27 protein-coding genes, 1 tRNA gene and 1 other RNA gene are annotated in these 26,661 nt (G+C 67.3%); 14 read left to right on the forward strand and 15 right to left on the reverse strand.

What is annotated here, in order from left to right:
* Nucleotides 1-40 precede the first annotated feature (40 nt).
* Nucleotides 41-631, forward strand: a complete 591-nt coding sequence (locus ACVCL9_RS05480; RefSeq protein WP_447098831.1) for a Slp family lipoprotein — start codon at nt 41-43, stop codon at nt 629-631.
* Nucleotides 632-696: 65 nt separating this feature from the next.
* On the opposite strand, the gene ACVCL9_RS05485 is transcribed toward ACVCL9_RS05480, so the two are convergent.
* The 8 genes from ACVCL9_RS05485 to ACVCL9_RS05520 all read right to left on the reverse strand — a co-directional run bounded on the left by ACVCL9_RS05485 (nt 697) and on the right by ACVCL9_RS05520 (nt 5,930).
* Nucleotides 697-1,041 (reverse strand): histidine triad nucleotide-binding protein, encoded by a 345-nt coding sequence (locus tag ACVCL9_RS05485; protein WP_395118650.1) that lies wholly within the window; start codon nt 1,039-1,041, stop codon nt 697-699.
* A 37-nt stretch (nt 1,042-1,078) separates the two neighbouring features.
* Nucleotides 1,079-1,678 (reverse strand): recombination mediator RecR, encoded by a 600-nt coding sequence (gene recR / locus ACVCL9_RS05490; RefSeq protein ID WP_447098830.1) that lies wholly within the window; start codon nt 1,676-1,678, stop codon nt 1,079-1,081.
* Between the two features lie 103 nt (nt 1,679-1,781).
* Nucleotides 1,782-2,105: a YbaB/EbfC family nucleoid-associated protein gene (locus ACVCL9_RS05495; protein ID WP_395121393.1), complete on the reverse strand. Its 324-nt coding sequence runs from the start codon at nt 2,103-2,105 to the stop codon at nt 1,782-1,784.
* On the reverse strand, nt 2,105-3,766 hold the full coding sequence (dnaX, locus tag ACVCL9_RS05500; protein WP_447098829.1) for a DNA polymerase III subunit gamma/tau: 1,662 nt from the start codon (nt 3,764-3,766) through the stop codon (nt 2,105-2,107). The genes ACVCL9_RS05495 and dnaX overlap by 1 nt, the downstream gene beginning before the upstream one ends.
* 82 nt (nt 3,767-3,848) lie before the next feature.
* Nucleotides 3,849-3,945: signal recognition particle sRNA small type (ffs, locus tag ACVCL9_RS05505), an RNA gene on the reverse strand.
* A 93-nt stretch (nt 3,946-4,038) separates the two neighbouring features.
* Nucleotides 4,039-4,131, reverse strand: a tRNA-Ser gene (locus ACVCL9_RS05510).
* A 312-nt stretch (nt 4,132-4,443) separates the two neighbouring features.
* A complete protein-coding gene (locus tag ACVCL9_RS05515; protein ID WP_447098828.1) occupies nt 4,444-5,202 on the reverse strand; it encodes an MBL fold metallo-hydrolase in 759 nt (252 codons plus the stop codon).
* Nucleotides 5,199-5,930, reverse strand: coding sequence for a 3-deoxy-D-manno-octulosonic acid kinase (locus ACVCL9_RS05520; RefSeq protein WP_395121394.1), 732 nt, complete (start codon nt 5,928-5,930; stop codon nt 5,199-5,201). Before ACVCL9_RS05520 ends, ACVCL9_RS05515 begins: the two co-directional genes overlap by 4 nt.
* A 75-nt stretch (nt 5,931-6,005) precedes the next feature.
* Here ACVCL9_RS05520 and ACVCL9_RS05525 point away from each other — a divergent pair, with 75 nt between their 5' ends.
* Nucleotides 6,006-7,049, forward strand: a complete 1,044-nt coding sequence (locus ACVCL9_RS05525; RefSeq protein ID WP_447098827.1) for a glycosyltransferase family 9 protein — start codon at nt 6,006-6,008, stop codon at nt 7,047-7,049.
* 18 nt (nt 7,050-7,067) lie between these two features.
* On the opposite strand, the gene ACVCL9_RS05530 is transcribed toward ACVCL9_RS05525, so the two are convergent.
* Nucleotides 7,068-7,997 carry a LysR family transcriptional regulator gene (locus ACVCL9_RS05530; RefSeq protein WP_447098826.1) on the reverse strand — a complete coding sequence of 310 codons (930 nt, stop codon included), beginning with the start codon at nt 7,995-7,997 and terminating at the stop codon, nt 7,068-7,070.
* Between the two features lie 104 nt (nt 7,998-8,101).
* Nucleotides 8,102-8,242 carry a hypothetical protein gene (locus tag ACVCL9_RS05535; protein WP_447098825.1) on the reverse strand — a complete coding sequence of 47 codons (141 nt, stop codon included), beginning with the start codon at nt 8,240-8,242 and terminating at the stop codon, nt 8,102-8,104.
* On the opposite strand from ACVCL9_RS05535, the gene acnA reads away from it, so the two are divergent.
* Nucleotides 8,241-10,994, forward strand: a complete 2,754-nt coding sequence (acnA, locus tag ACVCL9_RS05540) for an aconitate hydratase AcnA (RefSeq protein WP_447098824.1) — start codon at nt 8,241-8,243, stop codon at nt 10,992-10,994. The two genes, ACVCL9_RS05535 and acnA, sit on opposite strands and share 2 nt — an antisense overlap.
* 85 nt (nt 10,995-11,079) lie before the next feature.
* Here the strand turns inward: acnA and ACVCL9_RS05545 are convergent, their stop codons facing one another.
* Nucleotides 11,080-11,526: a hypothetical protein gene (locus ACVCL9_RS05545; protein ID WP_395118660.1), complete on the reverse strand. Its 447-nt coding sequence runs from the start codon at nt 11,524-11,526 to the stop codon at nt 11,080-11,082.
* A gap of 144 nt (nt 11,527-11,670) precedes the next feature.
* On the opposite strand from ACVCL9_RS05545, the gene ACVCL9_RS05550 reads away from it, so the two are divergent.
* On the forward strand, nt 11,671-13,356 hold the full coding sequence (locus ACVCL9_RS05550) for an AMP-binding protein (RefSeq protein ID WP_447098823.1): 1,686 nt from the start codon (nt 11,671-11,673) through the stop codon (nt 13,354-13,356).
* Nucleotides 13,357-13,426: 70 nt separating this feature from the next.
* Here the strand turns inward: ACVCL9_RS05550 and ACVCL9_RS05555 are convergent, their stop codons facing one another.
* Nucleotides 13,427-13,795 carry a PilZ domain-containing protein gene (locus ACVCL9_RS05555; protein ID WP_395118664.1) on the reverse strand — a complete coding sequence of 123 codons (369 nt, stop codon included), beginning with the start codon at nt 13,793-13,795 and terminating at the stop codon, nt 13,427-13,429.
* An 845-nt stretch (nt 13,796-14,640) separates the two neighbouring features.
* Between ACVCL9_RS05555 and ACVCL9_RS05560 the strand changes: the two genes are divergently transcribed.
* The 4 genes from ACVCL9_RS05560 (at nt 14,641) to arsC (ending at nt 18,250) form a co-directional block, all read left to right on the forward strand.
* The gene (locus tag ACVCL9_RS05560; RefSeq protein WP_395118666.1) at nt 14,641-15,573 is read left to right on the forward strand and encodes a segregation and condensation protein A; all 933 of its coding nucleotides are present in this window, start codon (nt 14,641-14,643) and stop codon (nt 15,571-15,573) included.
* A 62-nt stretch (nt 15,574-15,635) separates the two neighbouring features.
* Nucleotides 15,636-16,499, forward strand: a complete 864-nt coding sequence (gene scpB / locus ACVCL9_RS05565; RefSeq protein WP_447098822.1) for an SMC-Scp complex subunit ScpB — start codon at nt 15,636-15,638, stop codon at nt 16,497-16,499.
* The gene (locus tag ACVCL9_RS05570) at nt 16,496-17,896 is read left to right on the forward strand and encodes a pseudouridine synthase (protein WP_447098821.1); all 1,401 of its coding nucleotides are present in this window, start codon (nt 16,496-16,498) and stop codon (nt 17,894-17,896) included. The genes scpB and ACVCL9_RS05570 overlap by 4 nt, the downstream gene beginning before the upstream one ends.
* Nucleotides 17,897-17,905: 9 nt before the next feature.
* Nucleotides 17,906-18,250, forward strand: coding sequence for an arsenate reductase (glutaredoxin) (gene arsC, locus ACVCL9_RS05575; RefSeq protein WP_447098820.1), 345 nt, complete (start codon nt 17,906-17,908; stop codon nt 18,248-18,250).
* Between the two features lie 34 nt (nt 18,251-18,284).
* On the opposite strand, the gene ACVCL9_RS05580 is transcribed toward arsC, so the two are convergent.
* From ACVCL9_RS05580 to ACVCL9_RS05590, 3 genes are all read right to left on the reverse strand, one after another.
* Nucleotides 18,285-19,085 carry an amidohydrolase gene (locus ACVCL9_RS05580; RefSeq protein ID WP_447098819.1) on the reverse strand — a complete coding sequence of 267 codons (801 nt, stop codon included), beginning with the start codon at nt 19,083-19,085 and terminating at the stop codon, nt 18,285-18,287.
* Nucleotides 19,086-19,087: 2 nt separating this feature from the next.
* Nucleotides 19,088-20,227, reverse strand: coding sequence for a pyridoxal phosphate-dependent aminotransferase (locus ACVCL9_RS05585; RefSeq protein WP_447098818.1), 1,140 nt, complete (start codon nt 20,225-20,227; stop codon nt 19,088-19,090).
* A 64-nt stretch (nt 20,228-20,291) separates the two neighbouring features.
* Nucleotides 20,292-21,266 (reverse strand): LysR substrate-binding domain-containing protein, encoded by a 975-nt coding sequence (locus ACVCL9_RS05590; protein ID WP_447098817.1) that lies wholly within the window; start codon nt 21,264-21,266, stop codon nt 20,292-20,294.
* A 127-nt stretch (nt 21,267-21,393) separates the two neighbouring features.
* On the opposite strand from ACVCL9_RS05590, the gene ACVCL9_RS05595 reads away from it, so the two are divergent.
* From ACVCL9_RS05595 to ACVCL9_RS05620, 6 genes are all read left to right on the forward strand, one after another.
* Nucleotides 21,394-23,064, forward strand: a complete 1,671-nt coding sequence (locus tag ACVCL9_RS05595; protein ID WP_447098816.1) for an amidohydrolase — start codon at nt 21,394-21,396, stop codon at nt 23,062-23,064.
* A 279-nt stretch (nt 23,065-23,343) separates the two neighbouring features.
* A complete protein-coding gene (locus ACVCL9_RS05600) occupies nt 23,344-23,691 on the forward strand; it encodes a hypothetical protein (RefSeq protein ID WP_395118682.1) in 348 nt (115 codons plus the stop codon).
* A 2-nt stretch (nt 23,692-23,693) separates the two neighbouring features.
* A complete protein-coding gene (locus ACVCL9_RS05605; RefSeq protein WP_395118684.1) occupies nt 23,694-24,068 on the forward strand; it encodes a GntR family transcriptional regulator in 375 nt (124 codons plus the stop codon).
* The gene (locus tag ACVCL9_RS05610) at nt 24,065-24,922 is read left to right on the forward strand and encodes an ABC transporter ATP-binding protein (RefSeq protein ID WP_395118686.1); all 858 of its coding nucleotides are present in this window, start codon (nt 24,065-24,067) and stop codon (nt 24,920-24,922) included. The genes ACVCL9_RS05605 and ACVCL9_RS05610 overlap by 4 nt, the downstream gene beginning before the upstream one ends.
* Complete coding sequence (locus tag ACVCL9_RS05615) at nt 24,919-25,878, forward strand: ABC-2 transporter permease (protein WP_395118688.1); 960 nt, start codon at nt 24,919-24,921, stop codon at nt 25,876-25,878. Before ACVCL9_RS05610 ends, ACVCL9_RS05615 begins: the two co-directional genes overlap by 4 nt.
* A gap of 34 nt (nt 25,879-25,912) precedes the next feature.
* Nucleotides 25,913-26,605, forward strand: a complete 693-nt coding sequence (locus tag ACVCL9_RS05620) for a hypothetical protein (protein WP_395118690.1) — start codon at nt 25,913-25,915, stop codon at nt 26,603-26,605.
* Nucleotides 26,606-26,661: the final 56 nt, after the last annotated feature.

Consider the following 26,661-nt stretch of genomic DNA (forward strand, 5'->3'; position numbering starts at 1 on the left):
TGCGATGGTGGACACCATCGTTCCTGACGGAGAAAACCTCATGTCTCTTTACCGTCCTCTCACCCTCGCCGCCGCGGTTGCCGTGCTGGGTGGTTGTGCGACGATCCCGCAACCGCTGCAGGGAAACTACGCCACCGTCTCCACCGCCAGTGCGCGACAGGGCGGCGCCGGCGACACCCCGGTTCGCTGGGGTGGCGAGATCATCAAGACCGAACCCGGCCCGCAGCAGACCTGCTTCTTCGTGCTGTCGCGCCCGCTGGACAAGCAGGCACGACCGCGCCTGGGCAATTCGGGCGAGAACGACGGCCGCTTCGTCGCCTGCCGTGACGGTTTCTACGACCCTGAGGTGTTCACCCGCGGACGCGAGCTGACCGTGACCGGCACCCTGCACGGCACCGTGACCAAGAAGGTCGGCGAGTACGACTATGCCTACCCGCGCGTCGAGGCGAACGTGGTCTACCTGTGGCCCAAGCGACAGCCCCGCGCAGCCTACCCGCCCGGCTTCTACGACCCGTTCTGGGGCCCGGGCTTCGGCCCGTACTGGGGCAGCCCGTGGGGCTATCCGTACTGGGGCGGCCCGCGGGTGATCGTGGTGCGTCCGCCGGCACCGCCACCGCCGCCGAAGAAGTAACCATCTGCCTACGAAAACGCCGGCTCGCAGCCGGCGTTTTCCGTTTTTCGTCAGGTCCGCGCCGGTCAGCCCGGCGGCCAATGCATGCGGCGTCCGGCCAGCAGATGGACATGGATGTGGAAGACGGTCTGGCCGCCATCCTCGTTGCAGTTGATCACGGTGCGATAACCCTGCTCGGCGAAGCCTTCCTGCTTGGCGTAGGCCGCGGCGGCCAGCAGCAGTTTTCCGAGCAGGGCCGCCTGTTCCGGAGTCGCGTCGTTGAGCGTCGCCAGCGACTGCCTGGGAATGAACAGCACGTGCACCGGTGCCTGCGGATTCAGATCGCGGAAGCCCAGCACCTCGTCGTCCTCGTAGACGATGTCGGCGGGAATCTCGCGGCGGACGATCTTGCTGAAAATGGTATCGCTCATGCTTGACTCCCTCGATCCGGCGGCGCGGTGGCCGTCATCAGTCCAGTATCTGGCGACCGCCGAACGCATGCGCCAGCGTGCTGCGGTCGACGTATTCCAGTTCGCCGCCCAGCGGCACGCCGTAGGCCAGCCGGGTCGGGCGCACGCCACCGGCACGCGCCAGTTGCGCGAGGTAGTGCGCGGTCGCGTCACCTTCCACGGTGGGATTGGTGGCGATGATCATCTCCTCGATCTCGCCCTCGCCCAGGCGCCGGGTCAGTTTCGCCAGCCCCAGTTCTTCCGGCCCGAGCCCGTCCAGCGGCGACAGCCGGCCCATCAGCACGAAGTACTGGCCACGATAACCGGTGGCCTGCTCGATCGCCGCCAGTTCGGTCGGCGACTCGACCACGCACAACACCTGTCGATCACGACTGGCACTGGCGCACAACGCGCACAGCGGCTCCTCGCTGAAATTGCGGCAACGCTCGCAGTGGCCGATCTTCTCCATCGCCTGCGCCATCACCCGCGCAAGCCGCGACCCGCGCTCGCGCTCGCGCTCAAGCAGATGAAACGCCATCCGCTGCGCACTCTTGCCACCCACGCCGGGCAGGCAGCGCAGCGCCTCGATCAGTTCGGCAAGAAGTGGGGAGCTGTTCATGGGCCCTTGGCCGCGAATGGGGAATCGGGAATGGAGAGTCGGGAAAGCACGGCTCGCTGGCTCCCGCGCCTGGTCTCGCGATTCCCCATTTCCGATTTCCGGCTCAAAACGGCATCTTGAACCCGGCCGGCAGGTTCATCCCGGCGGTGACGCCGCCGAGCTTGTCCTTGCTGGCCTGGGCAACTTTGTTGACGGCGTCGTTCACGGCGGCGGCGACGAGGTCTTCCGCCATCTCGGGGTCGTCGGCAAAGGTCTGCCGGTCGATCTGCACGCGGCGCACTTCATGCGCGCCGGTCATCACCACGCTGACCAGGCCGCCGCCGGCGCTGCCGGTGACTTCGAGTTTCGCGATCTCCTCCTGCGCGCGCTTCATGTCTTCCTGCATGCGCTGCGCCTGCTGCATCAACTGACCGATTTGTCCTCTCATCATCTGGCTCCGGGTTCGTTGCCCAAGGGTTTGACGGATTGCGGCACGACGCGGGCGCCGAAGTCGCGCTTCAGGCTCTGCACCAGCGGATCGTCCTCGATCGCCTGCTCGGCCGCGCTCTGCGCGCTGTCGCGTGCCTTGGCCGCGCGCGCCGCCGGGGTCTGCATGGCGTCGGCCTGGCTCTCGCTGACGAAGCGCAGGCGGATGGTCTCGCCCAGCGCCTGGCTGATGCGATCCTCCATCTGGCTGACCATGGGCTCCACCGCCATGCCCATGTGCGCCGGCTGCAACGCCAGCACCAGGGTCTGGCCGTCACGCTCGCGCAGCACCGCGTTCTGCGCCACCACGCTGAACGGCCCGCGCAGCTGGGCCCGTTCGATCAGCGCCTCCCAATCCGGCCGGCCGCTCGCATCGCGTGCAATCGGCGCGGGCGCCGGAGCCTGCGCGGCTGGCTCGCGCGGTGCTGGCGCGGGTGTCGGCGTGGCAGCGCGAGCATCTGCGGACGGCGGTGCGGGTGCACGCGCGTGCGCCTGGCTCGTCGGCGCCCGCGGCGCCACGCGCGCCGCCGCGGGTTCGTCGCCCGGACGGAAAGCGAGCATGCGCAGCAAGGCCATCTCGAAACCGGTGCGGGCGTCGGGCGCCAGCGTGAGGTCGCGCCGGCCCGTCACTGCAATCTGGTAGTACAGCTGCACGTCCTCCGGCGTGATGCGCCCGGCGAGGTCGGCCAGCGCGCCGTCGGCGTCATCCGCTTCCGGCCGGTAGCCGGGAATCAGCTGGATCAGCTGCAGGCGATGCAGCAGGCCGGCGATGTCGTCGAGCACGCCGCCGAAGTCGGGCGAATAGGAGGCGATCTGCGTGCACTCGACCAGCAGCTGCTCGCCGTCGCCCGAAGCCAGCGCCTCCAGTACGCCGAGCACCTGCCCGCGCGCCACGCTGCCCAGCATGGTGCGCACGTCGTCGGCGTGCAGCGCGCCGCCGCCATAGGCGATGGCCTGGTCAAGCAGCGACAGGCCATCGCGCAGCGAGCCGTCCGCGGCGCGGGCCAGCTCGCCGATCGCGCTGTCTTCATAGGCGATGTTCTCGGCACCCAGGATGTGCCGCATCTGGCCGGAGATCTGCTCCGGCAGCAGCCGCTTCAGGTTGAACTTCAGGCAACGCGACAGCACCGTCACCGGCAGCTTCTGCGGGTCGGTGGTGGCGAGCAGGAACTTCACGTGCGGTGGCGGCTCTTCCAGCGTCTTCAGCAACGCGTTGAACGCGTTCTTCGACAGCATGTGCACCTCGTCGACCAGGTACACCTTGAAGCGGCCGCGCGACGGCGCGTACTGCGCGTTCTCGATCACCTCGCGCACGTCGTCCACGCCGGTGTTGCTGGCCGCATCGATCTCCAGCAGGTCGACGAAGCGGCCTTCGTCCACCGCCGTGCACACCGAACACTCGCCGCAGGGATCGGCCGACTGGCCGCGCTCGCAGTTCAGCGACTTGGCGAAGATGCGTGCAATGGTGGTCTTGCCGACGCCGCGGGTGCCGGTGAACAGGTAGGCGTGATGCATGCGGCCGGTGTCGAGCGCGTTGGTGAGCGCGCGCACCACGTGTTCCTGCCCCACCAGCTCGGAGAACTTGCGCGGGCGCCACTTGCGGGCGAGTACCTGATAGGACATGACTGCCAACGTGGGGACAAAGGTCGATTGTGCCAAGTCGGCGCACGCAAGTCAGCAAACGTCCGGCCCGAAATGGTGGCGGCCCCGCCAGCCACACCCCGGCACCCGAGTCATTCGCTACCGTTGCTTCCTTCCGGACCTGGCGGAGTTTGCGAACTATCGTCGCGGGGGGACCGACGGGGCCACCATGGACGTCAAGCGATTACGCTTGTTGCTGTGTTGTTGCTGTTGCTGTTGCGCCAGCTTCATGCCGTCGCAGTTTGTTCAGAAACTGGCGGAGAGGGCGGGATTCGAACCCGCGATACGGGGATAAGCCGTATACACACTTTCCAGGCGTGCTCCTTCAACCACTCGGACACCTCTCCGCAAAATCTTTGTCGCACCATCTCGCAGCGGGCGGGATTGTTCGGCTCATCCTGAGCCTCACCCCTCACTGGCGTTCGGGGCCAGCCTGGCGGCTGTCCAAATTCGTTCCAGACGAATTTGTCGAACCCGCGATACGGGGATAAGCCGTATACACACTTTCCAGGCGTGCTCCTTCAACCACTCGGACACCTCTCCACTTTTCGAAGCAACCCGGCAAGGACGCCCGGATCTTCCTTGCGGGGCATCCCGCCCGACAAAGAAGCGGAAGGATAGCCGCAGGCCCGGATGCAGGCAAGCAAATCGAACGGGAGTCAACCGGCGTCGGCGCGCGGCGCGGCCGGCGCCTGCAACGCGACGCGTTGCCCCGGCGTGGCGATACGGAAACCGCGTGCCGCCAGCGCATCGCCATCGGCCGCGCTGCCGTAGTGGTAAAGAAGCAACTGTCGCTGCAGCGCCTGCGGGTATTCCCGCGCGATGTCGTCGATGCCGGTGTGCGACGGATTGCCGAGCAGGCTGCAGTCGTGGGCGACCAGCGCCGCGCCGCCGGCATGCCGCGCCAGCACTTCCGGGATCGGCCGGGTGTCGCCGGTGTAGACGAAACTGCCCTCCAGCGCCAGGCCGTACGAGGTGCCCGGCACGTGATGGCGGGTGGCGAACACGTCGAACCAGCAGCCATCCAGCCAGAAGCCGCGACTGCACGGCACCAGCTGGAACGCCTCCCAGAAATTGACTCCGCCTTCGGCCAGCGCACCGGGGTAATCGGCCACCCGCGTCTGCAGCCATGGCACCAGCGCGGCGTGGGTGAACAGGCGCATCCGCCCACGCCGCGCGGGATCGAACCAGAGCCGGATGAACAACTGCTCCAGCTCCGCGACATGATCCATGTGGGTGTGGGTGATGAACACCGCGTCCGGCAGGGTGCCGTAGCTTGCCGTGTAGCGGTCGAGCGTGCCCGGTCCGCAGTCGATCAGCAGCACCGGCTTGCCCGCGCGCTCGAGGACGGCGGCAGAGGCACCCAGCGCCGTCGCATGCGCGGCGCCCACGCCGAGAAAATGCAGTTGCCAGTTCATGCCGTCAGTGCGCGCTCGTAGCCATGCAGCAGAGGCTGCCAGATTTCGCGCTCGAACGCCTGCTCGCCTGCCGCGGCGGCGCCGAGCTTGAGCAACGACCGGCGCAGCCGCTGCAGGTTCGCCCGGCGCCAACCGGGTGCGGGCGCACGCTGGCGACCGCGGTCGAAGTCGATCAGATGCAGGCCGGCGGCCGAGACCAGGACGTTGTGCGCGTTCAGGTCGGCATGCCAGATGCCGGCCCGATGGAAACGCCCGACCACCGCGCCGACCTCGACCGCAAGCTCGCTGCCGAGGTCACCGCCGGCCAGGCACTCGGCGAGCGTCCGCGCGCCGGCGATGCGATGCGTGATGAGGTCGGCGCGATACAGCAGACCCTGGCGACGGTAACGCGCGGCGACCGCGCATGGCCCGGGCAAGCCCAGCCGCGCGATCTCGGCAAGCAGCCGGAACTCCCTGAAAGGCCGGCTGCGCCGCGCCCCCAGCCACAGATAGCGATCGCCCAGCAGCGCCCGTACCAGTCCGCCACGACGATAGTGGCGCAGCACGCACTCGCCGAGCGGGCTCGCGATGATCGCCACGCCGCCGCGGCCGCCGGCCTGCATGCGCAAGGCGCCGCGTTCGCGCCAGTAATCCGGCGCAAACCAGTCGTCGTCGACTTGTGACGATACGGCGGCGTCACACAGAATCGCGCCGTGGGCGTCTTGCTGGATGCGTTCGGGCATCATGATGCCTTGTGACCGGACACCGATTCTAACCCACAGGCCCGCCCTGCCTTCCGCTGGCGCGGGCCAACGACCATCGCGATGAATGCACCTTCCTCGATCTGCCTGCTGCGCACCTCCGCCATCGGCGACGTCACCCACGTCGTGCCACTGGTGCGCACGCTGCAACAGGCGTGGCCGCAGACCGCGCTGACGTGGATCGTCGGCAAGCTCGAACGCAAACTGGTGGGCGACCTGCCCGGCGTGGAGTTCGTCACCTTCGACAAGGCCGCCGGCTGGACCGGCCTGAGTGCAGTGCGTGCCGCCCTGCAGGGACGTCGCTTCGACGCGCTGCTGCAGATGCAGGTGGCGATGCGCTCGAACCTGCTGAGCCTGGCCGTCAAGGCGGATCGGCGCATCGGTTACGACCGCGCCCGTGCGAAAGACCTGCACGGCCTGGTCATCAACGAGCGCATCCCTGCGCGCGGCGGCGAACACGTGCTCGACGCGATCGGCAGCTTCTGCGAACCGCTGGGCCTGCAACAGACGCAGGTGCGCTGGGACATCCCGATCCCCGGCGATGCGCACGCCTGGGCCGCCACGCAACTGCCCGGCGACACACCCACCTTGCTGGTCAGCCCCGCCTCCAGCCATGCCTTGCGCAACTGGCGGCCCGAGCGCTACGCGGCGGTGATGGACCATGTCGCCTCCCGCGGCTGGCGGGTGGCCCTGATTGGCGGACCATCCGCATCGGAGCGCGCCATGGCCGACGCGGTGCTGGCCGCCTGCCGGCGCGCGCCGCTCGATCTCACCGGCAAGGACACCCTGAAGAAACTGCTGGCCCTGCTCGCCCGCGCGCAGCTACTGCTGGGCCCGGATTCCGGTCCGATGCACATGGCCAACAGCGTCGGCACCCGCGTGCTCGGCCTGCATGCCGCCAGCAACCCGGAGCGCTCCGGCCCCTACTCCGATCGACGCTGGTGCGTGAACAAGTACGACGAGGCCGCGCGCAAGTACCTGGGCCGACCGGCAGCGGAGATTCCGTGGGGCAGCAAGATCGAACGCCCCGGCGTGATGGACTTGATCGACGTGGATGCGGTGATCGACCGTTACGAGGCAGCCGCACGCGACCTCGGCCTGGCCTGACCTTCGCGCGTCGACGCGTCAGCCCTTGCCGCTGCGCACGCGCAAGCCCGGTCGCTGCCGCGCCAGCTTTCGCAACAGCTCGGCAAAGGCGTGCAGGTCGTCGTGCCAGGGCGAGGCATCGCGCCAGTACAGCGCGATTTCGCGACCGCCGGCCGAACCCTTGAGCCGCGCCAGCACGATCCCCGGCATCGAGGCGAGCCGCTCGTGCGCCAGCGCCGGTACCAGCGCGTAGCCACCGCGCAAGCTGACCAGCGCGGCGAGGCTTTCCAGGCTGACGTCCTGCACGTTGCCACGCTCACTGCCGTCGAGCCCGTCGGCATGGCTTTCCGCCATCAGGATCGCCTCGGCCTGGTCCAGTTGTTCCAGCGCAATGGACGGTCGGCCGGCCAGTGGATGATCGGCGCGCAGCATCAGCTCCCACGGTTCGAAGAACAGCGCCCGTGAGGCAATCCCGCTGACAGTCGATGCCGATGGGGCGAGCACCGCGTCCAGCTCACCCTCGTGCAGCCTGCGCAACAAGCCGCGTGGCTTGCCCTCGGAGATGCCCAGCCGGGCGCCGGGAAAATGCTGCGGAAACGGCGCAATCAAATGCGGCAACAGATATGGCCCCAGCGACGCCGGCAAGCCCAGCCGCAGCGCGCCGCCGAAAGCCACCTCGCCGGCACGGGCGACCTGCTGCAGGTGCTCGGCCGCCACCAGCACCGCATCGATCTGCTGCAACAGGCGTTGGCCGCCGGCGGTCACCACCACCCGCCGCCCGCCACGTTCGAACAGCGGTGCACCGAGCGCCTGCTCCACCTTCTGCACCTGGTGGGACAAGCCGGACGGACTGATGTGCATCGCGCGCGCGGCACTGTTGAAACTGCCGTTCCGATGCACCGCCTGCACCAGCGCAAGGTCGCGCAGCGAGACGGCGGCGAGGTGGGTCGAAATCATCGAACGCTGCATGTCGTCAAAGGCGTTTGTCTGTGATGGTCAAGGCGGGCATCCTGCAGGCACCGCGTGATTCCCCGCCCGGGCGCCGGGTGCAGTCTAACCGGCGCAGCAGCCCGTCACGCGCCGACACGCCCGGGTTCCTCGACGCCGACATGCAGCGTTTGAGCGATAATTCCCCTTTTGGCGGGGCCGGCCGCGCCGTTTCCGCATGCTTGCCAGTCGTCCCAGCCGCAGGATTCAGCCAGGAGCAGCACCATGAAAGACACGTTCGCCACCCGTGACACTCTCGAAGTCAACGGCAGGAAATACGCCTATGCCAGCCTCGCCAAGCTTGGCGAACGCTTCGACCTGAAGCGGCTGCCCTACTCGATGAAGATCCTGCTGGAGAACCTGCTGCGCCACGAGGATGGCGTGGACGTGACTTCCCGCGAGATCGAGGCGGTGGCCACCTGGGACGCCAGCAAGGAGCCGGATACCGAAATCGCCTTCATGCCGGCGCGCGTGCTGCTGCAGGATTTCACCGGCGTGCCGTGCGTGGTCGACCTGGCTGCCATGCGCGACGCGATGAAGGCGCTGGGCGGCGATCCCACCCTGATCAACCCGCTGTCGCCGGCCGAGCTGGTGATCGACCACTCGGTGCAGGTGGACGTCTTCGGCAGCGAGGACGCGCTGGAGAGGAACGTCGCGATCGAGTTCGACCGCAACCAGGCGCGCTACAGCTTCCTGCGCTGGGGCCAGAAGGCGCTGAGCAACTTCAAGGTGGTGCCGCCGCGCACCGGCATCGTCCACCAGGTGAACCTGGAATACCTGGCGCGGGTGGTGATGCACACCGAGATCGACGGCCAGGCCTGGGCCTATCCCGACACCCTGTTCGGCACCGACTCGCACACCACGATGGTCAATGGCCTGGGCGTGCTGGGCTGGGGCGTGGGCGGCATCGAGGCGGAGGCGGCCATGCTCGGCCAGCCTTCTTCCATGCTGATTCCGCAGGTGGTCGGCTTCAAGCTGTCCGGCCGCCTGCCCGAGGGCGCCACCGCCACCGACCTGGTGCTGACCGTGACGCAGATGCTGCGCAAGCAGGGCGTGGTCGGCAAGTTCGTGGAGTTCTTCGGTCCGGGCCTGCAGCACCTGGCCCTGGCCGACCGCGCCACCATCGGCAACATGGCGCCGGAATACGGCGCCACCTGCGGCATCTTCCCGGTCGACCAGGAGTCGCTGAACTACCTGCGCCTGTCCGGCCGCAGTGACGAGCAGATCCAGCTGGTGGAGGCGTACGCCAAGGCCCAGGGCCTGTGGCATGACGCCAACAGCCCGGAGCCGGCGTTCTCCGCCGTGCTCGAACTCGACCTCGCCGACGTGAAGCCCTCGATGGCCGGCCCCAAGCGCCCGCAGGATCGCGTGTTGCTGACCGACGTGCAGAAGAACTTCCACGAAGTGGTGGGCCCGCTCACTGCCAATCGTCGCCGCGGCAATGGCGACGTCGACCGTTTCTCCAACGAGGGCGGCGCCAGCGCGATCGGCAACCCGTCCAACGCGATCGGCGATACCGGCGTGCTGGTGGAACGCAACGGCCAGAGCTTCCGCGTCGCTGACGGGTCGGTGGTGATCGCCGCGATCACCTCGTGCACCAACACCTCCAACCCGGCAGTGATGCTGGCGGCAGGCCTGGTCGCCAAGAAGGCCGCTGCCAGGGGCCTGAAGGCCAAGCCGTGGGTGAAGACCTCGCTGGCCCCCGGCTCCAAGGTGGTGACCGATTACCTGGAGCAGACCGGCCTGCTGAGCGAGCTGGAGAAGACCGGCTTCTACCTGGTCGGCTACGGCTGCACCACCTGCATCGGCAACTCCGGCCCGCTGCCGGTCGAGGTCAGCAAGGGCATCGCCGACGGCGACCTGGCGGTGGCCGCCGTGCTCTCGGGCAACCGCAACTTCGAAGGCCGCGTGCATGCCGAGGTGAAGATGAACTACCTGGCCTCGCCGCCGCTGGTGGTCGCCTATGCGCTGGCCGGCTCGCTCGACGTGAACCTCTCCACCGATCCGCTGGGCCAGGATGCGCAGGGCAAGGACGTGTTCCTCAAGGACATCTGGCCGAGCAACAAGGAAATCAGCGACCTGATGGCCAGCGCGGTCACCTCGGCCATGTTCAAGAAGAACTACGCCGACGTGTTCAAGGGCGACGAGCGCTGGAACGCGATCGCCTCGCCGGACGGCGCGCTGTACGCCTGGGACGAAGCTTCCACCTACATCAAGAACCCGCCCTACTTCGAAGGCATGACGATGGAGCTGGGCACGGTCGAGGACATCCACGCCGCGCGCTGCCTGGGCCTGTTCGGCGACTCCATCACCACCGACCACATCTCCCCGGCCGGTTCGATCAAGAAGGATTCGCCCGCCGGCCGCTTCCTGATCTCGCGCGGCGTGCAGCCGATCGACTTCAACTCCTACGGCTCGCGCCGCGGCAACGACGACGTGATGGTGCGCGGCACCTTCGCCAACATCCGCATCAAGAACCAGATGCTGGATGGCGTGGAAGGCGGCTTCACCCGCCACATTCCCAGCGGCGAACAGCTGGCGATCTATGACGCGGCGATGAAGTACAAGGAAACCGGCACGCCGCTGGTAGTCATCGCCGGCAAGGAATACGGCACCGGCTCCTCGCGCGACTGGGCTGCCAAGGGCACCCTGCTGCTGGGCGTCAAGGCGGTGATCACCGAGAGCTTCGAGCGCATCCACCGCTCCAACCTGGTCGGCATGGGCGTGCTGCCGCTGCAGTTCAAGGCCGGCGAGAATGCCAAGTCGCTGGGCCTGACCGGTCGCGAGAGCTTCGACATCACCGGCCTGGACAACGGCAACGCGAAGGAAGCCACGGTGACCGCCACCGCCGAGGACGGCAGCAAGAAGCAGTTCAGCGTGCACGTGATGCTGCTCACGCCGAAGGAGCGCGAGTTCTTCCGCCACGGCGGCATCCTGCAGTACGTGCTGCGCCAGCTGGCCGGCCGCAAGGCCGCCTGATCCGGCGACACCCTGACAAGAAAACGCCCCGCTGGCCGGGGCGTTTTCTTTGTGGGGTACCGCAGCGTCGCCTGCGCGCCGGCTGCTAAATCGAACGCTCCCAGCTGGCGGTATAGCAGTGCCAGTCGCCGCCTTCCTCGCGCCATCCCGAGGTCACCCTGTAGACCCCCAGCCGATCGGGCAGCAGGCGTCCGCCGCTGCTCAGGGTGACCGTGAAAGTCGCCACCATGCGTTCGCCGCGTGGCTCGACGGAGACCGGCCCGAGCAAGACGCCGACGTGTTCGCCGCGCAGCTTCAACAGGCCCACCATCGCCATCAACCGGCGCCGGTCCAGTTCGCCGGCGTTGCCGTCGAAGTCCTCGCTCAATGACTCGCCCACGCCGCTGGCCGAACCGGCTTCCGCCGCCTGCGCCGTCGCAGTGATTGCGGCACGTATGCGCTCCTCGTCCGGCGCACGGTGGCAGGCAGCAAGCATCACCACGCACCACAGCAGTGCCGCCGACAGCAGGAAGATTTTTCGCGATCCGATCATCGATGGACTCCATGGCAACGCGGCTTGCCGCCGTGCGCGGGCGTATGCTCCAATGAACCGGCGCATGGGCCATCATGGATGCGTTCGGCATCCTGATTCCACCATCGGCGGCGCCATCACGGAAAACACGGGGAACCCCAGAGCATGAGCAACGAACGTCCCTGGCTGGAACATTATCCGGCCGGCGTGCCCGGTCAGATCGACGTCAACCAGTATGCTTCGGTCCCGGCGGTGCTCGAGGAAGCGTTCACCCGTTTCCGCGATCGTCCCGCCTTCGCCAATTTCGGCCGCCAGCTCAGCTATGGACAGATCGACGAGATGAGCCGCCAGTTCGCCGGCTACCTCACCGGCGTGCTCAAGCTCGGCAAGGGCGATCGCATCGCGATCATGCTGCCCAACGTGCTGCAGTATCCGATCGCGCTGTTCGGGGCGTTGCGCGCCGGGCTGGTGGTGGTCAATACCAACCCGATGTACACCGCGCGCGAGTTGAAGCATCAGCTGGAGGATTCCGGCGCCAAGGCGATCGTGGTGCTGGACAATTTCGCTGCCACGCTGCAGCAGGTGGCGGCGCAGACCCAGGTCAAGCACATCGTCACCACGGGCATCGGCGACCTGCTCGGCTTCCCCAAGGGCGCGCTGGTCAACTTCGTGCTCAAGCACGTCAAGAAGATGGTGCCGGCGTTCCACTTGCCCGAAGCCGTGCGTTTCCGCGACGCGCTGGCCCAGGGCGCAGCGCACCCGCTGCAGCCGGTCACGATGGACCACGACGACATCGCTTTCCTGCAGTACACCGGCGGCACCACCGGCGTGGCCAAGGGTGCGATGCTGACCCACGGCAACATGATCGCCAACATGCTGCAGGCAGCCGCCTGGATCGGCACCGAGCTGGTCAAGCCCGGCAAGGAAGTGATCATCACCGCGCTGCCGCTGTATCACATCTTTTCGCTGACGGCGAACGGCCTGGTCTTCACCCGCCTGGGCGGCCTCAACTGGCTGATCACCAACCCGCGCGACATGCCCGGCTTCGTCAAGGAGCTGGGCAAGTCCGGTTTCACTGCGCTGACCGGCGTCAACACCCTGTTCAATGGCCTGCTCAACACGCCGGGCTTTGCCGAACTGGATTTCTCCCGCCTGCACCTGACCCTCGGCGGCGGCATGGCGGTGCAACGCAAGGTGGCCGAGCGCTGGAAACAGACCACCGGCTGCACGCTCGCCGAAGCCTATGGTCTCACCGAAACCTCCCCGGCGGTGTGCATCAATCCGCTGAACCTGAAGGAGTACAACGGCTCGATCGGGCTGCCGGTACCGTCCACCGACGTGGCAATCTGGTCGGAGGCCGGCCAGCCGCTGCCGGTCGGCGAAGTCGGCGAGCTGATGGTGCGCGGGCCGCAGGTGATGAAGGGCTACTGGAAGCGCGAGGATGAAACCGCCAAGGTGCTCGGCGCCGATGGCTGGCTGCACACTGGCGACATCGCGAAGATGGACGAGAACGGCTACTTCTACATCGTCGACCGCAAGAAGGACATGATCCTGGTCTCCGGCTTCAACGTGTATCCGAACGAAGTCGAGGACGCGGTGATGGCGCACCCCGGCGTGCTGGAAGTGGCCGCGGTCGGCGTGCCCGACGAGCATTCCGGCGAAGTGGTGAAACTATTCGTGGTGCGCAAGGACCCGAACCTCACCGAGGAAGCGCTCAGGCAGTTCTGCCGCGAGAACCTGACCGGCTACAAGCGGCCCAAGCTGATCGAATTCCGCGACAGCCTGCCCAAGAGCAACGTGGGCAAGATCCTGCGCCGCGAATTGCGCGACGAGAAGAAACCCGCGGGCTGAACCTTCGAACATCCACCTGCAAAAACGCCCGCAATCGCGGGCGTTTTCGTGCAGGCGCGACGGAACCGGCTCAACCGTCCTTCCAGTACTCCAGGATATCGGCGTAACCGCCCAGCAGGTTCCACAGCGGCACCTGCTTGTCCTCCGGAATGCGGCTGTAGGAAAAACCGATGTGATGATCGGAGATGCGCGCGACAGTCGCCTCCAGATGGATATGCAGGTTGTGCCCGAAAATCATGTCCAGCACCCAGCTCTGCCCGGTTTCGCCGGTCCAGCCCAGCGGGCGGCGCAGCAATGCTCCGGTCGCCGAGATATCCACCAGTTCGGTGGGGTGCGACTCGCCATGACGGCTGATCAGCACCGTCGTCTCGATCTGCATGCGCGCCGGACGCAACTTCTCCGGCTCGCCTCGATCATGTCCCTGTTTGTCGATCGCCATCAGTTTTACCGCCTGTCTGCGTTTGCGCCTGCCCGGGGCAGGAACGCACCACCCTCATGTCCGGCGACCGCACCGGCCCCATCGAAACCGGCTGTCGTGCGTCCGGCCTCCCTCCGCTCGTAGCAATTGCCGTGCCACGGCGTACGTACACCGCCAAACCCCTCGCCAGGCCGCTTGCCGTGGGCAGACGCCGCATTTGCCGGCCGCCGAAAGGACACCTTCCTTTCAGCTGTCGACAGCCCCTCTGGAAGGGTGCTTCGAGCGCTTTCGCGCTTGCCCCGCAGCGTCACATTGGGTCACGTGGGGCCACCGGCATCCCCGCGGTAGTGGCGGAACCCCCTATTCTGCCTGTTGCCGACGCGGACATGAACCCCGCACGCGCTTTTCGTCCACCCGCGACCGACTGGACTTGTGTCCGGCTTGCCATTACCCTGTGGCCACGCGTGGACCCATGGAACCTGCTTGCTGCCGGCCCTTCGGCGCTCCAGGGTTGTCCACCGAAGTACCCAGACTGACCGGCAAAGAGCCAGCGGCGCCGAAGTTGTTCGCCAGTTGGCTTGCTCTGTTGTCGTGGCCGACGACCCGCAACAGCAGCGCCTTGGTCGCTGACGACCCGCCTGACCGAACCACGACGCGTGGATTCATCATGCCGGGCGAAACGATGGCGCCGACCGCGCCTCGGTTTTGATGTTGCACGGAAACGGGATACCGGGACGCCGCCCAACGACGCGTTTGAGCGCGGGCACATGCCGGGCGCGAGCACCACGTCGCGCCTGCCCACGAACAACCATGAACATGCGCTACCCACTGCCAGCCGTGGAACACGGCTCTCCAGACAGGCCTTGATGAGCACTGAATCCGTCGTCGAGCAGTCCGATCCGGGCGCCGCCACGCCCGACGCATTTGCCGCGGTACCGCAACAACAGGAGATGCCGCTGGCCATCGTGCGCGGCGAACCGATGCTGCAGATGCCGCAGGATCTGTACATCCCGCCGGATGCGCTCGAGGTCATCCTGGAGTCGTTCGAAGGTCCGCTGGATCTGCTGCTGTACCTGATCCGCCGACAGAACCTGGACATCCTGGACATCCCGGTTGCCGAGATCACCCGGCAGTACATGACCTACATCGAACTGATGCGGGACGTGATGCGGCTGGAGCTGGCCGCCGAGTACCTGCTGATGGCGGCGATCCTGGGCGAGATCAAATCGCGCCTGCTGCTGCCGCGTCCGCCGCTGGAAGAAGGGTTGGAAGACGACCCGCGCGCCGAACTGGTACGCCGTTTGCAGGAGTACGAGCGGTTCAAGCGGGCGGCCGAGGACATCGAGGCCCTGCCGCGCATGGAGCGCGACAGCGTGGTGGTGCATGCCGACACCGGCGAGCGCAACGTGATCCGGCTGCCGCCCCCGCTGGAACTGACCGAGCTGCTGCTGGCACTCAAGGACGTGATGCACCGGGCCGAACTGTTCGGGCATCACGCAATCAAGCGCGAGGCGCTCAGCGTGCGCCAGCGCATGGGCGAGCTGCTGAGCCGGCTGGAAGACGACACCTTCCACCGGTTCGAGGACCTGTTCGACCTGGCCGAAGGCCGCCCGGGCATCGTGGTGACCTTCCTGGCGATGCTGGAGCTGGCCAAGGAAATGCTGATCGAGATCGTGCAGGAAGTGCCGCTGGCGCCGATCTACGTCAAGGCCAAGGCCAGCCATGAGGAGCCCGCCGAACTGCCGGCGGAAGACACACGAACGGGCGAATCGGCGCTGGCCGAACCGTCCGGCGACTGATCCACCCATCGACCGATCCATCTCTGGACCGACCCACGCCGACCCGGCACCGACTCGAACCCATGCAGATCGACCAACTCAAACCCATCATCGAGGCCGCCTTGCTGGCGTCGACCCAACCGATGACCCTGCCCCAGCTCGGCGACCTGTTCAACGAAGACGAGGACGTCGGCTCGCAGCAGATCGCCCAGGCGCTGGAATCACTGGCCGGCGACTGTGAAGGGCGCGGCATCGAACTGAAGGAGGTCGCCTCCGGCTTCCGCTACCAGGTGCGCCAGGACGTGCATCCGTGGATCTCGCGGATGTGGACCGAGCGACCCAGCCGCTACTCGCGCGCCCTGCTGGAAACACTGGCGCTGATCGCCTACCGGCAGCCGATCACCCGTCCCGAGATCGAGCAGATCCGCGGCGTGGTGGTGTCCTCCAACATCATCAAGACGATGGAGGAGCGCGAGTGGATTCGCGTGGTCGGCCATCGTGACGTGCCCGGCAAGCCGGCGTTGTTCGGCACCACGCGCGCGTTCCTCGACTACTTCAACCTGAAATCGCTCGATCAGCTGCCGCCGCTGTCGGAGATCCGCGACATGGAAGATCCGCAGATGCGCTTCGAGCCCGACCCGCTGCCGGCGCACGTCGGCCGCGACCTGCCCATCGATCCGGACGACGACGCGGACGACCAGGTTGCGGAAACGACCGATCCGGGCGAAACCGACTCCCCGCGCGAACCGCTGTCCGACGCCGAGTCAGGCACCGGATCACCGATCGACGCCCACCACCCCACCCTCGCCGCCGACGCCCAGGCGCCCAGCGGCTCATCCGGGCCTGACGAAGCTGCCGACCATCCCGGTTCGCCTTCCGCCAGCCCGTCGACCACGGCCGTCGAAACCGACGCCGACGATCAAGATACCAAGGAGCAAAGCGCATGACTGCGCCGCAAAAATCCGTTCTTACCCTGAAGCGCGACACCCGCGCAGCCACTGACGGACCGGCCCTGGAGGAACGCCTGCACAAGGTGCTCGCCAACGCCGGCCTCGGCTCGCGCCGCATGCTGGAACAACGCATCCAGGCCGGAGAGATAGAGCTCAACGGCAGCCCCGCCGAGATCGGCATGAGCGTCAAGGCTGGCGATCGCGTGGTCATGGACGGCAAGCAATTCGTGGTGGCCACCGACAACCGCGATGACGCCGAAGTGCTGATCTACCACAAGCCCGAAGGCGTGCTGACCACCCGCGACGATCCCGATGGCCGCCCGACCGTGTTCGAACAACTGCCGCAACTCAAAGGCGCGCGCTGGGTTGCCGTGGGCCGGCTGGACATCAACACCACCGGCCTGCTGCTGCTGACCACCGACGGCGAGCTGGCCAACGGCCTGATGCATCCCAAGAGCGGCATGGAGCGCGAGTACCTGTGCCGCGTGCACGGCGAGGTGCCGGACGAGGTCATCGAACGCCTGAAAGCCGGCGTGGAGCTGGAGGACGGCCCGGCCCGCTTCGACGAGATCGCCGTGATCAGCCGCGGCGGCAGCCACAGCTGGTTCCGCGTGGTGATCCGCGAAGGCCGCAACCGCGAAGTGCGCCGCTTGTGGGATTCGCAGGGCTTCCTGGTCAGCCGGCTCAAGCGCATCCGCTACGGCCGGATCGAGCTGCCGCGCAACCTGCGTCGCGGCGAATGCGAGGCGCTCGATGCCGACAGCGTCAAGCAGTTGCGCCAGACCAGCGGGCTCGGACTCCCCCAGCCGGTGCTGACGCTGAGCCCGATCCTGCACCAGCGCCGTGCCACCCGCGGCGTCACCGAATATCGCCCGGAGCACGGCACCGGCAGCGCCTGGACCAGCGGCCAGGACGAGGCGCGCGAGCTGCGTGCCTACGACCGCATTCGCGAAGAACCCGCACGCGGACGCAAATCCGCGCCGCGCAACGGCCGCGAGGTCAACGGCAACGTGGCGGCACCTGAGCGGGCGCCGGGGAATGCGAAGCGGCACGGCAAGGGCCGTCGTGTGGCACCGGGCCAGGAGCTGCCTTCGGTGCGCACCTGGTTTGCCGGCGAGTCTCGCGATGGCAGCCCCCGTCCCGGCGGTCGGCGCGGCTTGGCCGGCGCCACCACCGGCAACCGTGGCGCGGCGGGTGGGCGCTCACGCGGCGCCCCCGCTGCCGGCAGCCCCTACGTCGGCACGGGCGGCAGCGGCAACCGCGCGCCTGCCAACCGACCCGGCCACGCCGGTCGTGGCCAGGGCGGCAACCGCGCCCCGGGCAGCCCGCGGCCCAAGGGCCATGGCGGCGGACGCCCGCCGGGTCGCGGCGGCAACCGCTCCGGCAACCGTTGAGGGCGAGCGATGATCCGCATCTACCACAACAACCGCTGCTCCAAGTCGCGCGCCACGCTGGCCCTGCTGCAGGAACGCGCCGACGACGTCGAGGTAATCAACTACCTCGACACGCCACCCACCGCGACGGAACTGGTCGACCTGCTCAAGCAACTGGGCATGACCGCCCGGCAATTGCTGCGCACCGGCGAAGCGGAGTACACCGAGCTCGGCCTGGATTCGCCCTCGCTCGATGACCGGTCGCTGATCGCCGCCATGGTGGCGCACCCGCGCCTGATCGAACGACCGATCGTGGTGGCCAACGGCAAGGCCGTGATCGGCCGGCCGCCCGAATCGGTGCTGGCCATCTTGTAGGAGCCCGCTCGCGCCCGGTGCCGGTCAGCGCTCGTCAATCCGCGTCAAGCGTGAATGAGTCCGCATCCATCCATGCCGGGAAGCGTTCGCGATGCGCCAGCAGCGGGGCCGGGTCGAGAGTGACGGTGACCACCTGCTCCTGCGCACCCAGTTCCACCAGTGCCTCGCCCACCGGATCGATCACCGCGCTGTCGCCGGCATAGGCGATCTCGTTGCCGTCCACGCCGACCCGGTTCACGCCGACCACGCAGGCGAGGTTCTCGATCGCCCGCGCGCGCAGCAGGGTACGCCAGGGATGCCGACGCGCGGCCGGCCAGTTCGCCACGAACACCGCCAGGTCGTAATCCATGCCACCACTGGCCGATGCGAGCCGGCGATTGCGCAACCACACCGGAAAGCGCAGGTCGTAGCAGACCTGCGGCAGGATGCGCCAACCCTTCAGCTCGACGATTGGCCGCCGCCTGCCGCTGCCGTAGCGGGTGTGCTCGCCGGCCATGCGGAACAGGTGGCGCTTGTCGTACTGCTCGAAGCTGCCGTCCGGGCGCATCCACAGCAGGCGGTTGTAGACCACCTCGTCCTCGCGGATCGCCACGCTGCCGCAGATCACCGCCCCCACCTCGACGGCCAGCGCGCGCAGCCAGGCGATGCCCTCGCCCTCCATCGTGTCGGCGCTGGCGCGGGTATCGTTGCTGAAGCCGGAGAGGAAGGTTTCCGGCAGCACCACCAGATCGCTGCCGCGCGCACGACGCACCAGCTCGCCGTAATAGTCGCGGTTGGCCGGCGCGTCATGCCAGCGCGTGGCGCCCTGCACCAGCGACACGGTCAGCGGCAGCATCGTCACAGCCGGCACAGCCGCTCGGCGGCCGCCTCCATGGTGGCGTCGCTCTTGGCAAAGCACAGCCGCAGCAGGCGCGTGCCCGGCGGGCGTTCGCAGAACGGCGTCAGCGGAATCGTCGCCACGCCGCCGTGCTCCACCAGCCAGCGACTGAAGGCGAGATCGTCATCGTCGCGGATCGCCGAGTAATCGACCAGCTGGAAATAGCCGCCCGGCACGTCGAGCAGCTTGAAACGCGAAGGCGCCAGCAGCGCGCGGAAGCGGTCGCGCTTGGCCCGGTAGAACGCCGGCAATTCCAGGTAGTGTTGCGGCGTGCTGGCCATGAATTCGGCAAATGCCACCTGCGCCGGATGAAACGTGCAGAAGGTCAGGTACTGGTGCACCTTGCGAAATTCGGCCGACAACGCGGCCGGCGCCACCGCGTAACCGACCTTCCAGCCGGTGCAGTGATAGGTCTTGCCGAACGAGGAGACCACGATGCTGCGTTCGGCCAGTTCCGGGTGGCGCAGCACGCTCTCATGGGCACCTTCGTAGACGATATGCTCGTACACCTCGTCGGACAGCACCACGATGCCGGTATCGCGCACGATCGCCGCCAGCTCGTCCAGGTCGGCCGCCGAGAGCACCGCGCCGGAAGGATTGTGCGGGGTGTTGATGAGGATCATGCGCGTCTTCGGCGTCACCGCGTCGCGCACGCGCTGCCAGTCGATCGCGAACGCCGGCACGGTCAGCGGGATGTGCACCGCGCGCGCGCCCTGCAGCTCGATCGCCGGCTCGTAGCAGTCGTAGGCCGGGTCGAACACGATCACCTCCTCGCCCGCGCGCACCGTCGCGGCGATTGCCGCGAAGATCGCCTCGGTGGCGCCGGAGGTGACCGTGATGTCGGTATCGACGTCGAGCTTGCGCCCGTACAGACGCGCGGTCTTCAGCGCAATCTGCTCGCGCAGGGCGGCGGTGCCGTGCATCGGGGCGTACTGGTTCCTGCCGGTGTTCATCGCCCGCGTCAAAGCATCGCGCAGCTCCTGCGGCGGTTCGAAATCGGGGAAGCCCTGGCCGAGGTTGACTGCCTGGTGCTGCAGCGCCCACTGGCTCATCACGCTGAAAATCGTCGTACCGACCTTGGGCAGCTTGGTTTCAATCATCGTCATCTGGCCGTTTGGATGTCCATAAGGGAATCAGCGTAGCGCATGGGCCGGGTCGCCTGCATCAGGCAGGCGGCAGCTCGGCCTGCGGGCGTTCGCGGCACTGCTGGTGTTTCAGCAACGTGGTTTCCGGCAGCCGCTCGGCCAGGAAATCGACCAGTGCGCGCACGCCCGGCAGCATGCCGCGCCGGCTGGGGTAGACGAAATGCATGATGCCCTCGGGCATGGTCCAGTCCGGCAACACCACTTCCAGTTCGCCGGCGGCAATCGCCGGCGCGCACACGAACTCCGGCAGCAGGGCCACGCCCAGGCCGCGGCGGGCCGCCTCCAGCAGCACGGCGAAATCGCCGGTGATCAGGCGCGCCTGCACCTCCACGTTGACCTGCCCCCCGCCGGCGTCGATCAACTCCCACGTCTGCGCGCCTTCGTGCTCGCGCATCGACAGAGCGGGCAACCTGGCCAGCTCCTCCGGCGTCGCCGGGCGCCCGGTGACCTTCAGCAGCGCGGGGCTGGCCACCAGGGTGGTGCTGGAATGGCCGAAACTGCGGATCACCAGGTTGGCGTCGGTGTCCAGCTTGCTGCGCACGCGAATGGCCAGGTCGAAGCCCTCGCCGATCACGTCGATACGGCGATCGTTCGCCAGCAGACGCACCTGCATCTTCGGGTACATCGCCAGGAAATCCGGCAGCAGGTACGCCAGCACGGTCTGCGCCAGCGAAACCGGGCAGCTCAGGCGCACGACACCGCGCGGCTCGGCGCGCAACTCGTCCACCGCGTCCTGCGCCGCCTGGGCCTCTTCCAGCACCGCACGGCAATGGGTGTAGAAGCGCTCGCCGACCTCGGTAACCACGAACCGGCGGGTGGTTCGCTGCAGCAGGCGCACGCCGAGCCGCTCCTCCAGCTGGGCCACCCGCTTGCTCAGGCGCGACTTGGGCACGCCCAGCGCGCGGCCGGCGGCGGAGAAGCCGCCGTGCTCGACCACCGCCGCAAAGAAGTACAGATCGTTCAGATCCTGCAAGGCACCGCTCAGTTGCGTCATCTTCGTATCCATCTACGAACCACGGCCATCGCGCCAGCGTAGCACCGCGGTTCGACTGCGCCAGCCGCCGCTGGAAATTGCCGGCCGGCATTGACACACTGGCGCACCCGACTGCCGGAATCTCCACATGACTCCGTTCCCGCGCGTGCTCCTGTTCGCCGTGCTGCTGGCGAGCGCCCCGCTGGGCCATGCCGCCAAGCTGCTGGTCAGCAACGTCAACGGCTACACGCTGGACAGCCAGGGCAAGTTGCAGCAGTTCCAGGCGCTGCTGGTCGATGACGGCAAGGTGGTGGCCACCGGCAGCACGGCCGAACTGCAGCCACGCGCCGATGGCGCCAGCGTGATCGACGGCCGCGACCAGACCCTGCTGCCCGGCTTGATCGACGCCCACGGCCACGTGCTGGAACTGGGCTACGCGCGCAACAGCGTCGACCTCAGCGAGACCCGCTCACTGGACGAAGCGCTGGCCAAGGTGAAGGCCTACGCCCAGGCGCATCCGCAGGCGAAATGGATCCGCGGCGGCGGCTGGAACCAGGTGATCTGGAAACTCGGCCGCTTCCCCACCGCCAGCGAGCTCGATACCGCGGTCGCCGACCGGCCGGTGTGGTTGAGCCGCGTGGACGGCCACGCCGCGTGGGCCAACAGTGCAGCGATCAAGCTCGCCGGCGTCACCCGCGCCACTGCCGACCCGGCTGGCGGACGCATCGAGCGCGACGCGCAAGGCAATCCGGCCGGCGTGTTCGTCGACGGCGCCACCGAGCTGGTCGACACCCACGTGCCGGCGCTGACCGCGGCGGAGAAAGCCGCCGCGCTGGACACGGCGCTGGCCGAGATGGCCCGCGTCGGCCTCACCGGCGTCAGCGATGCCGGCATCGATCTGGACAACTACCGGCTCTACCGGCAGTACGCCGACGCGCACAAGCTGACCGCGCGCATCTACGCGATGATCCGCGATACCGGCGAGTCCTTCGACGTCATCAGCAAGGACGGTCCGCTGATCGGCTACGGCAATGATTTCCTCACCGTGCGCGCGGTCAAGCTGTTCGCCGACGGCGCACTGGGCAGCCGCGGCGCCGCGATGCTCAAGCCCTACTCCGACGACCCGCACAACAGCGGCCTGCTGTTCATGTCGCCTGCCACCATGACGGCCAAGATCGACAAGGCATTCGCCAAGGGCTACCAGGTCGGCATCCACGCCATCGGCGACCGCGCCAACCGCGAAGTGCTGGACAGCTTCGCCGCGGCCTATCGCAGCCACCCCGACGCCAAGGCGTTGCGCAACCGCGTCGAGCACGCGCAGATCGTCTCGCTGGAGGACATCCCGCGCTTCGTGCCGCTGCAGCTGATCGCCTCGATGCAGCCCACCCACGCCACCTCCGACATGAACATGGCCGAGGATCGCGTGGGCCACGAACGCATCAAGGGGGCTTACGCGTGGCAGCGCTTCCTGAAACAGGGCACGGTGATCGCCGCGGGTTCGGATTTCCCGGTCGAGTCGCCCAACCCGTTCTTCGGCCTGTACTCGGCCGTCACCCGCGAAGACCACCAGGGGCAGCCGCCCGGCGGCTGGTATCCGCAGCAGGATCTGAGCCTGACCCAGGCCCTGCGCGCCTTCACCCTCGATGCGGCGTACGCCGAGCATGCGGAGAACCGCATCGGCACGCTGGAGCCCGGCAAGTGGGCCGACTTCATCCTGGTCGACCACGACGTATTCAAGGACCCGGCCAGCAAGCTCTGGAACACCAAGGTGCTGCAGACCTGGGTGGGCGGCAGGCAGGTGTACGCGAAGAAGGATTGATCACCTCCCCTGACGACCCGAGAAGGCCGGCTGCGAAGCCGGCTTTTTGTTTGGAGCAGGGAATAGGGAATGGGGAATAGGGAATAGAAAGAGCGGAAAAGCGCCGCCCTGATGCTCTTGGCTTCGGCTATTCCCTATTCCCTATTCCCTATTCCCTATTCCCCCGCCCCATAGGCCATCAGTCATGTAGTCAAATCCGAATTTCCCCTTGACGGCTCAAAAGTCGGTGTTATAGTTCACTACAACACCACTCACCCAGAGCACCAAAGGAGGTTCGACATGAAAGCGTACAAACTGATCGCCGGCGCCGCGGCCATCCTGCTCACCTTCGCGAGCCTGCGCGCCGTCTTGTACAACGTCGACGCCTGGCAGCCGGTCGGCAACAGCCACACCAGCACGCCGGCCCACGTCACCAACCTGGCCCCCGTTACCGTGCATCCGAGCGCCGCCGAATGGCGCGCCGCGGCGCTGATCGACGACGGCAGCGCCGCCAACCTCGCCGTCGTGCCCGCCGACGCGCAGCTGCGCCTGGGCGACACGATCGAGCCGCTGGGCCTGCTCGGGGCGCAGTGGGTCATGCCCTACTATTCGTTTGGCAAGAAGTTCGATCGCATCACCAAGGAATAACCATGACCATCGCCTGGAACGACAGCGTCCCGATCTATCGCCAACTGCACCAGCGTGTGGTGGCGATGATCCTGGACGGCGCCTTGAATGAAGGCGACCCGCTGCCGTCGGTACGCCAGGTAGCGGCGGATTATCAGATCAACCCGCTGACCGTATCGAAGGCGTACCAGGAACTGGTCGACGAACAACTCGTGGAAAAAAGGAGGGGTCTGGGCATGTTTGTCATCGAAGGGGCGCGCGATGCGCTGCTCAAGTCCGAACGGGAACGCTTCCTGCGCGAGGAATGGCCGGCGTTGCATGCCCGCCTGCAGCGCCTCGGACTGGATCTCAAGACCCTGATGCGGGAAGCCGGCAACCACCAGGAGCCATCAGCATGAGCGCGGTCATCACGGCCAGCGGCCTCGGCAAGCGTTACAAGTCGACGGTCGCGCTGGACAACGTCAGTTTCCAGGTCGAACCCGGTCGCATCGTCGGCCTGATCGGCCCCAACGGTGCCGGCAAGACCACCGCACTGAAGGCCATCCTGGGCCTGACCGACTTCACCGGCGAGCTGAACGTGCTGGGTTTCGACCCGCGCAAGCAGCGCGACCGGCTGATGGGCGAGGTGTGCTTCATCGCCGACGTGGCGGTGCTGCCGCGCTGGATTCGCGTGCGTGAAGTGGTCGACTTCGTCGCCCACGTGCATCCGCGTTTCGACCGCGCCAAGTGCGAGGCCTTCCTTGCCCGCACCAAGCTGCAGCCCGAACAGCGCGTGCGGCAGATGTCCAAGGGCATGATCGTGCAGTTGCACCTGGCGCTGGTGATGGCGATCGACGCCAAGCTGCTGATCCTGGACGAGCCGACCCTGGGCCTGGACATCCTCTACCGCAAGCAGTTCTACCAGAACCTGCTGGAGGACTACTTCGACGAGAACAAGACCATCATCGTCACCACCCACCAGGTGGAGGAAGTCGAGCACATCCTCACCGACCTGATGTTCATCCGCGACGGCAGGATCGTGCTCGACGCGGACATGGACGCCGTGGGCGAGCGCTACATCGAGGTGATGGTCAACGCCGACCGGTCCGAGGCCGCCCGTGCGCTGAAGCCGCTGGACGAGCGCCAGGTCTTCGGCAAGAGCATCTTTCTGTTCGACGGTGTCGGACGCGCGCAACTGGAAGCCCTGGGCGAAACCCGGCGGCCATCCATCAGCGACCTGTTCGTCGCCACCATGAAGGGAACCTACGCATGAACACCTTCCTGTGGTTGGTCAAACGCGAATTCTGGGAGCACCGCGGCGGCTTCCTGCGTGCGCCGGTGATCACGGCCGCAATTTTCCTGGTGCTGAACCTGATGGGTATCGTGACCGGCGAGGTGATGGGCCGGCAGATGGGCTTCCACCTGGGTATGGGCAGCAACAACCTGCACCTGCTCACCCAGGACCTGGACCAGCGGTCGATGGAGGCGGTCGGTGCCGGGCTGGACCTGGTGATGTACTCCTCCACCATGATCATCGGTATCGTGCTCGGCTTCGTGGTGTTCTTCTACTGCCTCGGCGCGCTCTACGACGATCGCCGCGACCGCAGCATCCTGTTCTGGAAATCGCTGCCGGTGTCGGACACCGCAACCGTGCTGTCCAAGGTCTTCTCCGCCACCGTGGTCGCGCCGTTGATCGCGGTGGTCGTGGGCGCCCTCACCGGGATCGTGATGCTGCTGATGTTCGCCATCACCCTGTCCCTGCATGGCGTCAGCGTGTGGCACCTGCTGGGCCTGTCGCACCCGCTGCAGGTGATCGCCAACCTGGTCGGCTCGATCCCGCTCTATGTGCTGTGGGCGCTGCCGACGGTGGGCTGGCTGATGCTCTGCTCGGCCTGGGCGCGCAGCAAGCCCTTCCTGTGGGCGGTGGCATTGCCGGTGGGCGTCGGCATCGTGATTGGCTGGTTCAACCTGCTGGGCACGCTGAATATCTCCAACGACTGGTACTGGCGTGGCGTGGTGGCCCGCATCCTGGGCAGCGTGTTCCCGGGTGGCTGGTTCAGCGAGGTCAGCGGCATCGGCGGCGACAACCCGGCGCAGGTGCTTTCCACCCTGAGCGTGATGCACAGCTACAGCGCGATGGGCTCGATGAACCTCTGGATCGGCGTGGCCGCGGCCGCCGCCATGCTGGCCGGCGCGATCTGGTTCCGCCGCTGGCGCGACGACAGCTGAGTTGCGTTCCAACACACGACTTGGAGAAGCACCCATGAAATCCCTCACCCTCAACGCCCTCGCCCTGGCCTTGCTGTTGCCGCTGGCCGCCTGCGGCCAGTCGGACCACACGGACTCCCAGCCGGCCTCCTCGGCAACCACCGCACAAACTGCCGGTGACAAGGCGCCCACCTCGTGGGTGGCCCGTCGCGTCGACGACGCCATGCAGAAGGCCCGGCAGGAACTGGCGACCAAAAACATCGACGTGGACACCGTCCACATCGGCAGCACCCTGCGCATGGGCCGCTCGACATCCAACGCCCAGATCACGCCGCAAGGCGAGCTGCTGATCGACGGCAAGCCGGTCGCCGCCACGCCGGAGCAACGGCAGCTGCTGCTGGACTACCGCCACCGCGTCATCGACATCGCCGAGGCCGGCATGGCGATCGGCACGCAAGGCGCGGACCTCGGCATGCATGCCGCCAGCGCAGCGCTGAGCGGCGCGTTCAGCGGCAAGAGCGACGCGGAAATCGAGGCGGCGATCAAGCCGCAGACCGACCGCATCCAGGCCGCCGCCCTCGAGCTGTGCAAACGCCTGCCCGACCTGCGCGCCGCCCAGCAGCAGCTGGCAACCACGATGCCCGCATTCAAGCCCTACGCGACGATGACGGAGGAAGACGTGCAGGACTGCGACAAGAACATTGCCAACTCGGGCCACAAGAAAGGCGTGACCGTGCTGTCGTTCTGAGGACGGGATTCGGGATTCGCGAGAGCAAAAGCAAAGGCATCGCCCGCGAGCGGGCT

It is taken from the genome of Rhodanobacter sp. UC4438_H5 (assembly GCF_052978405.1).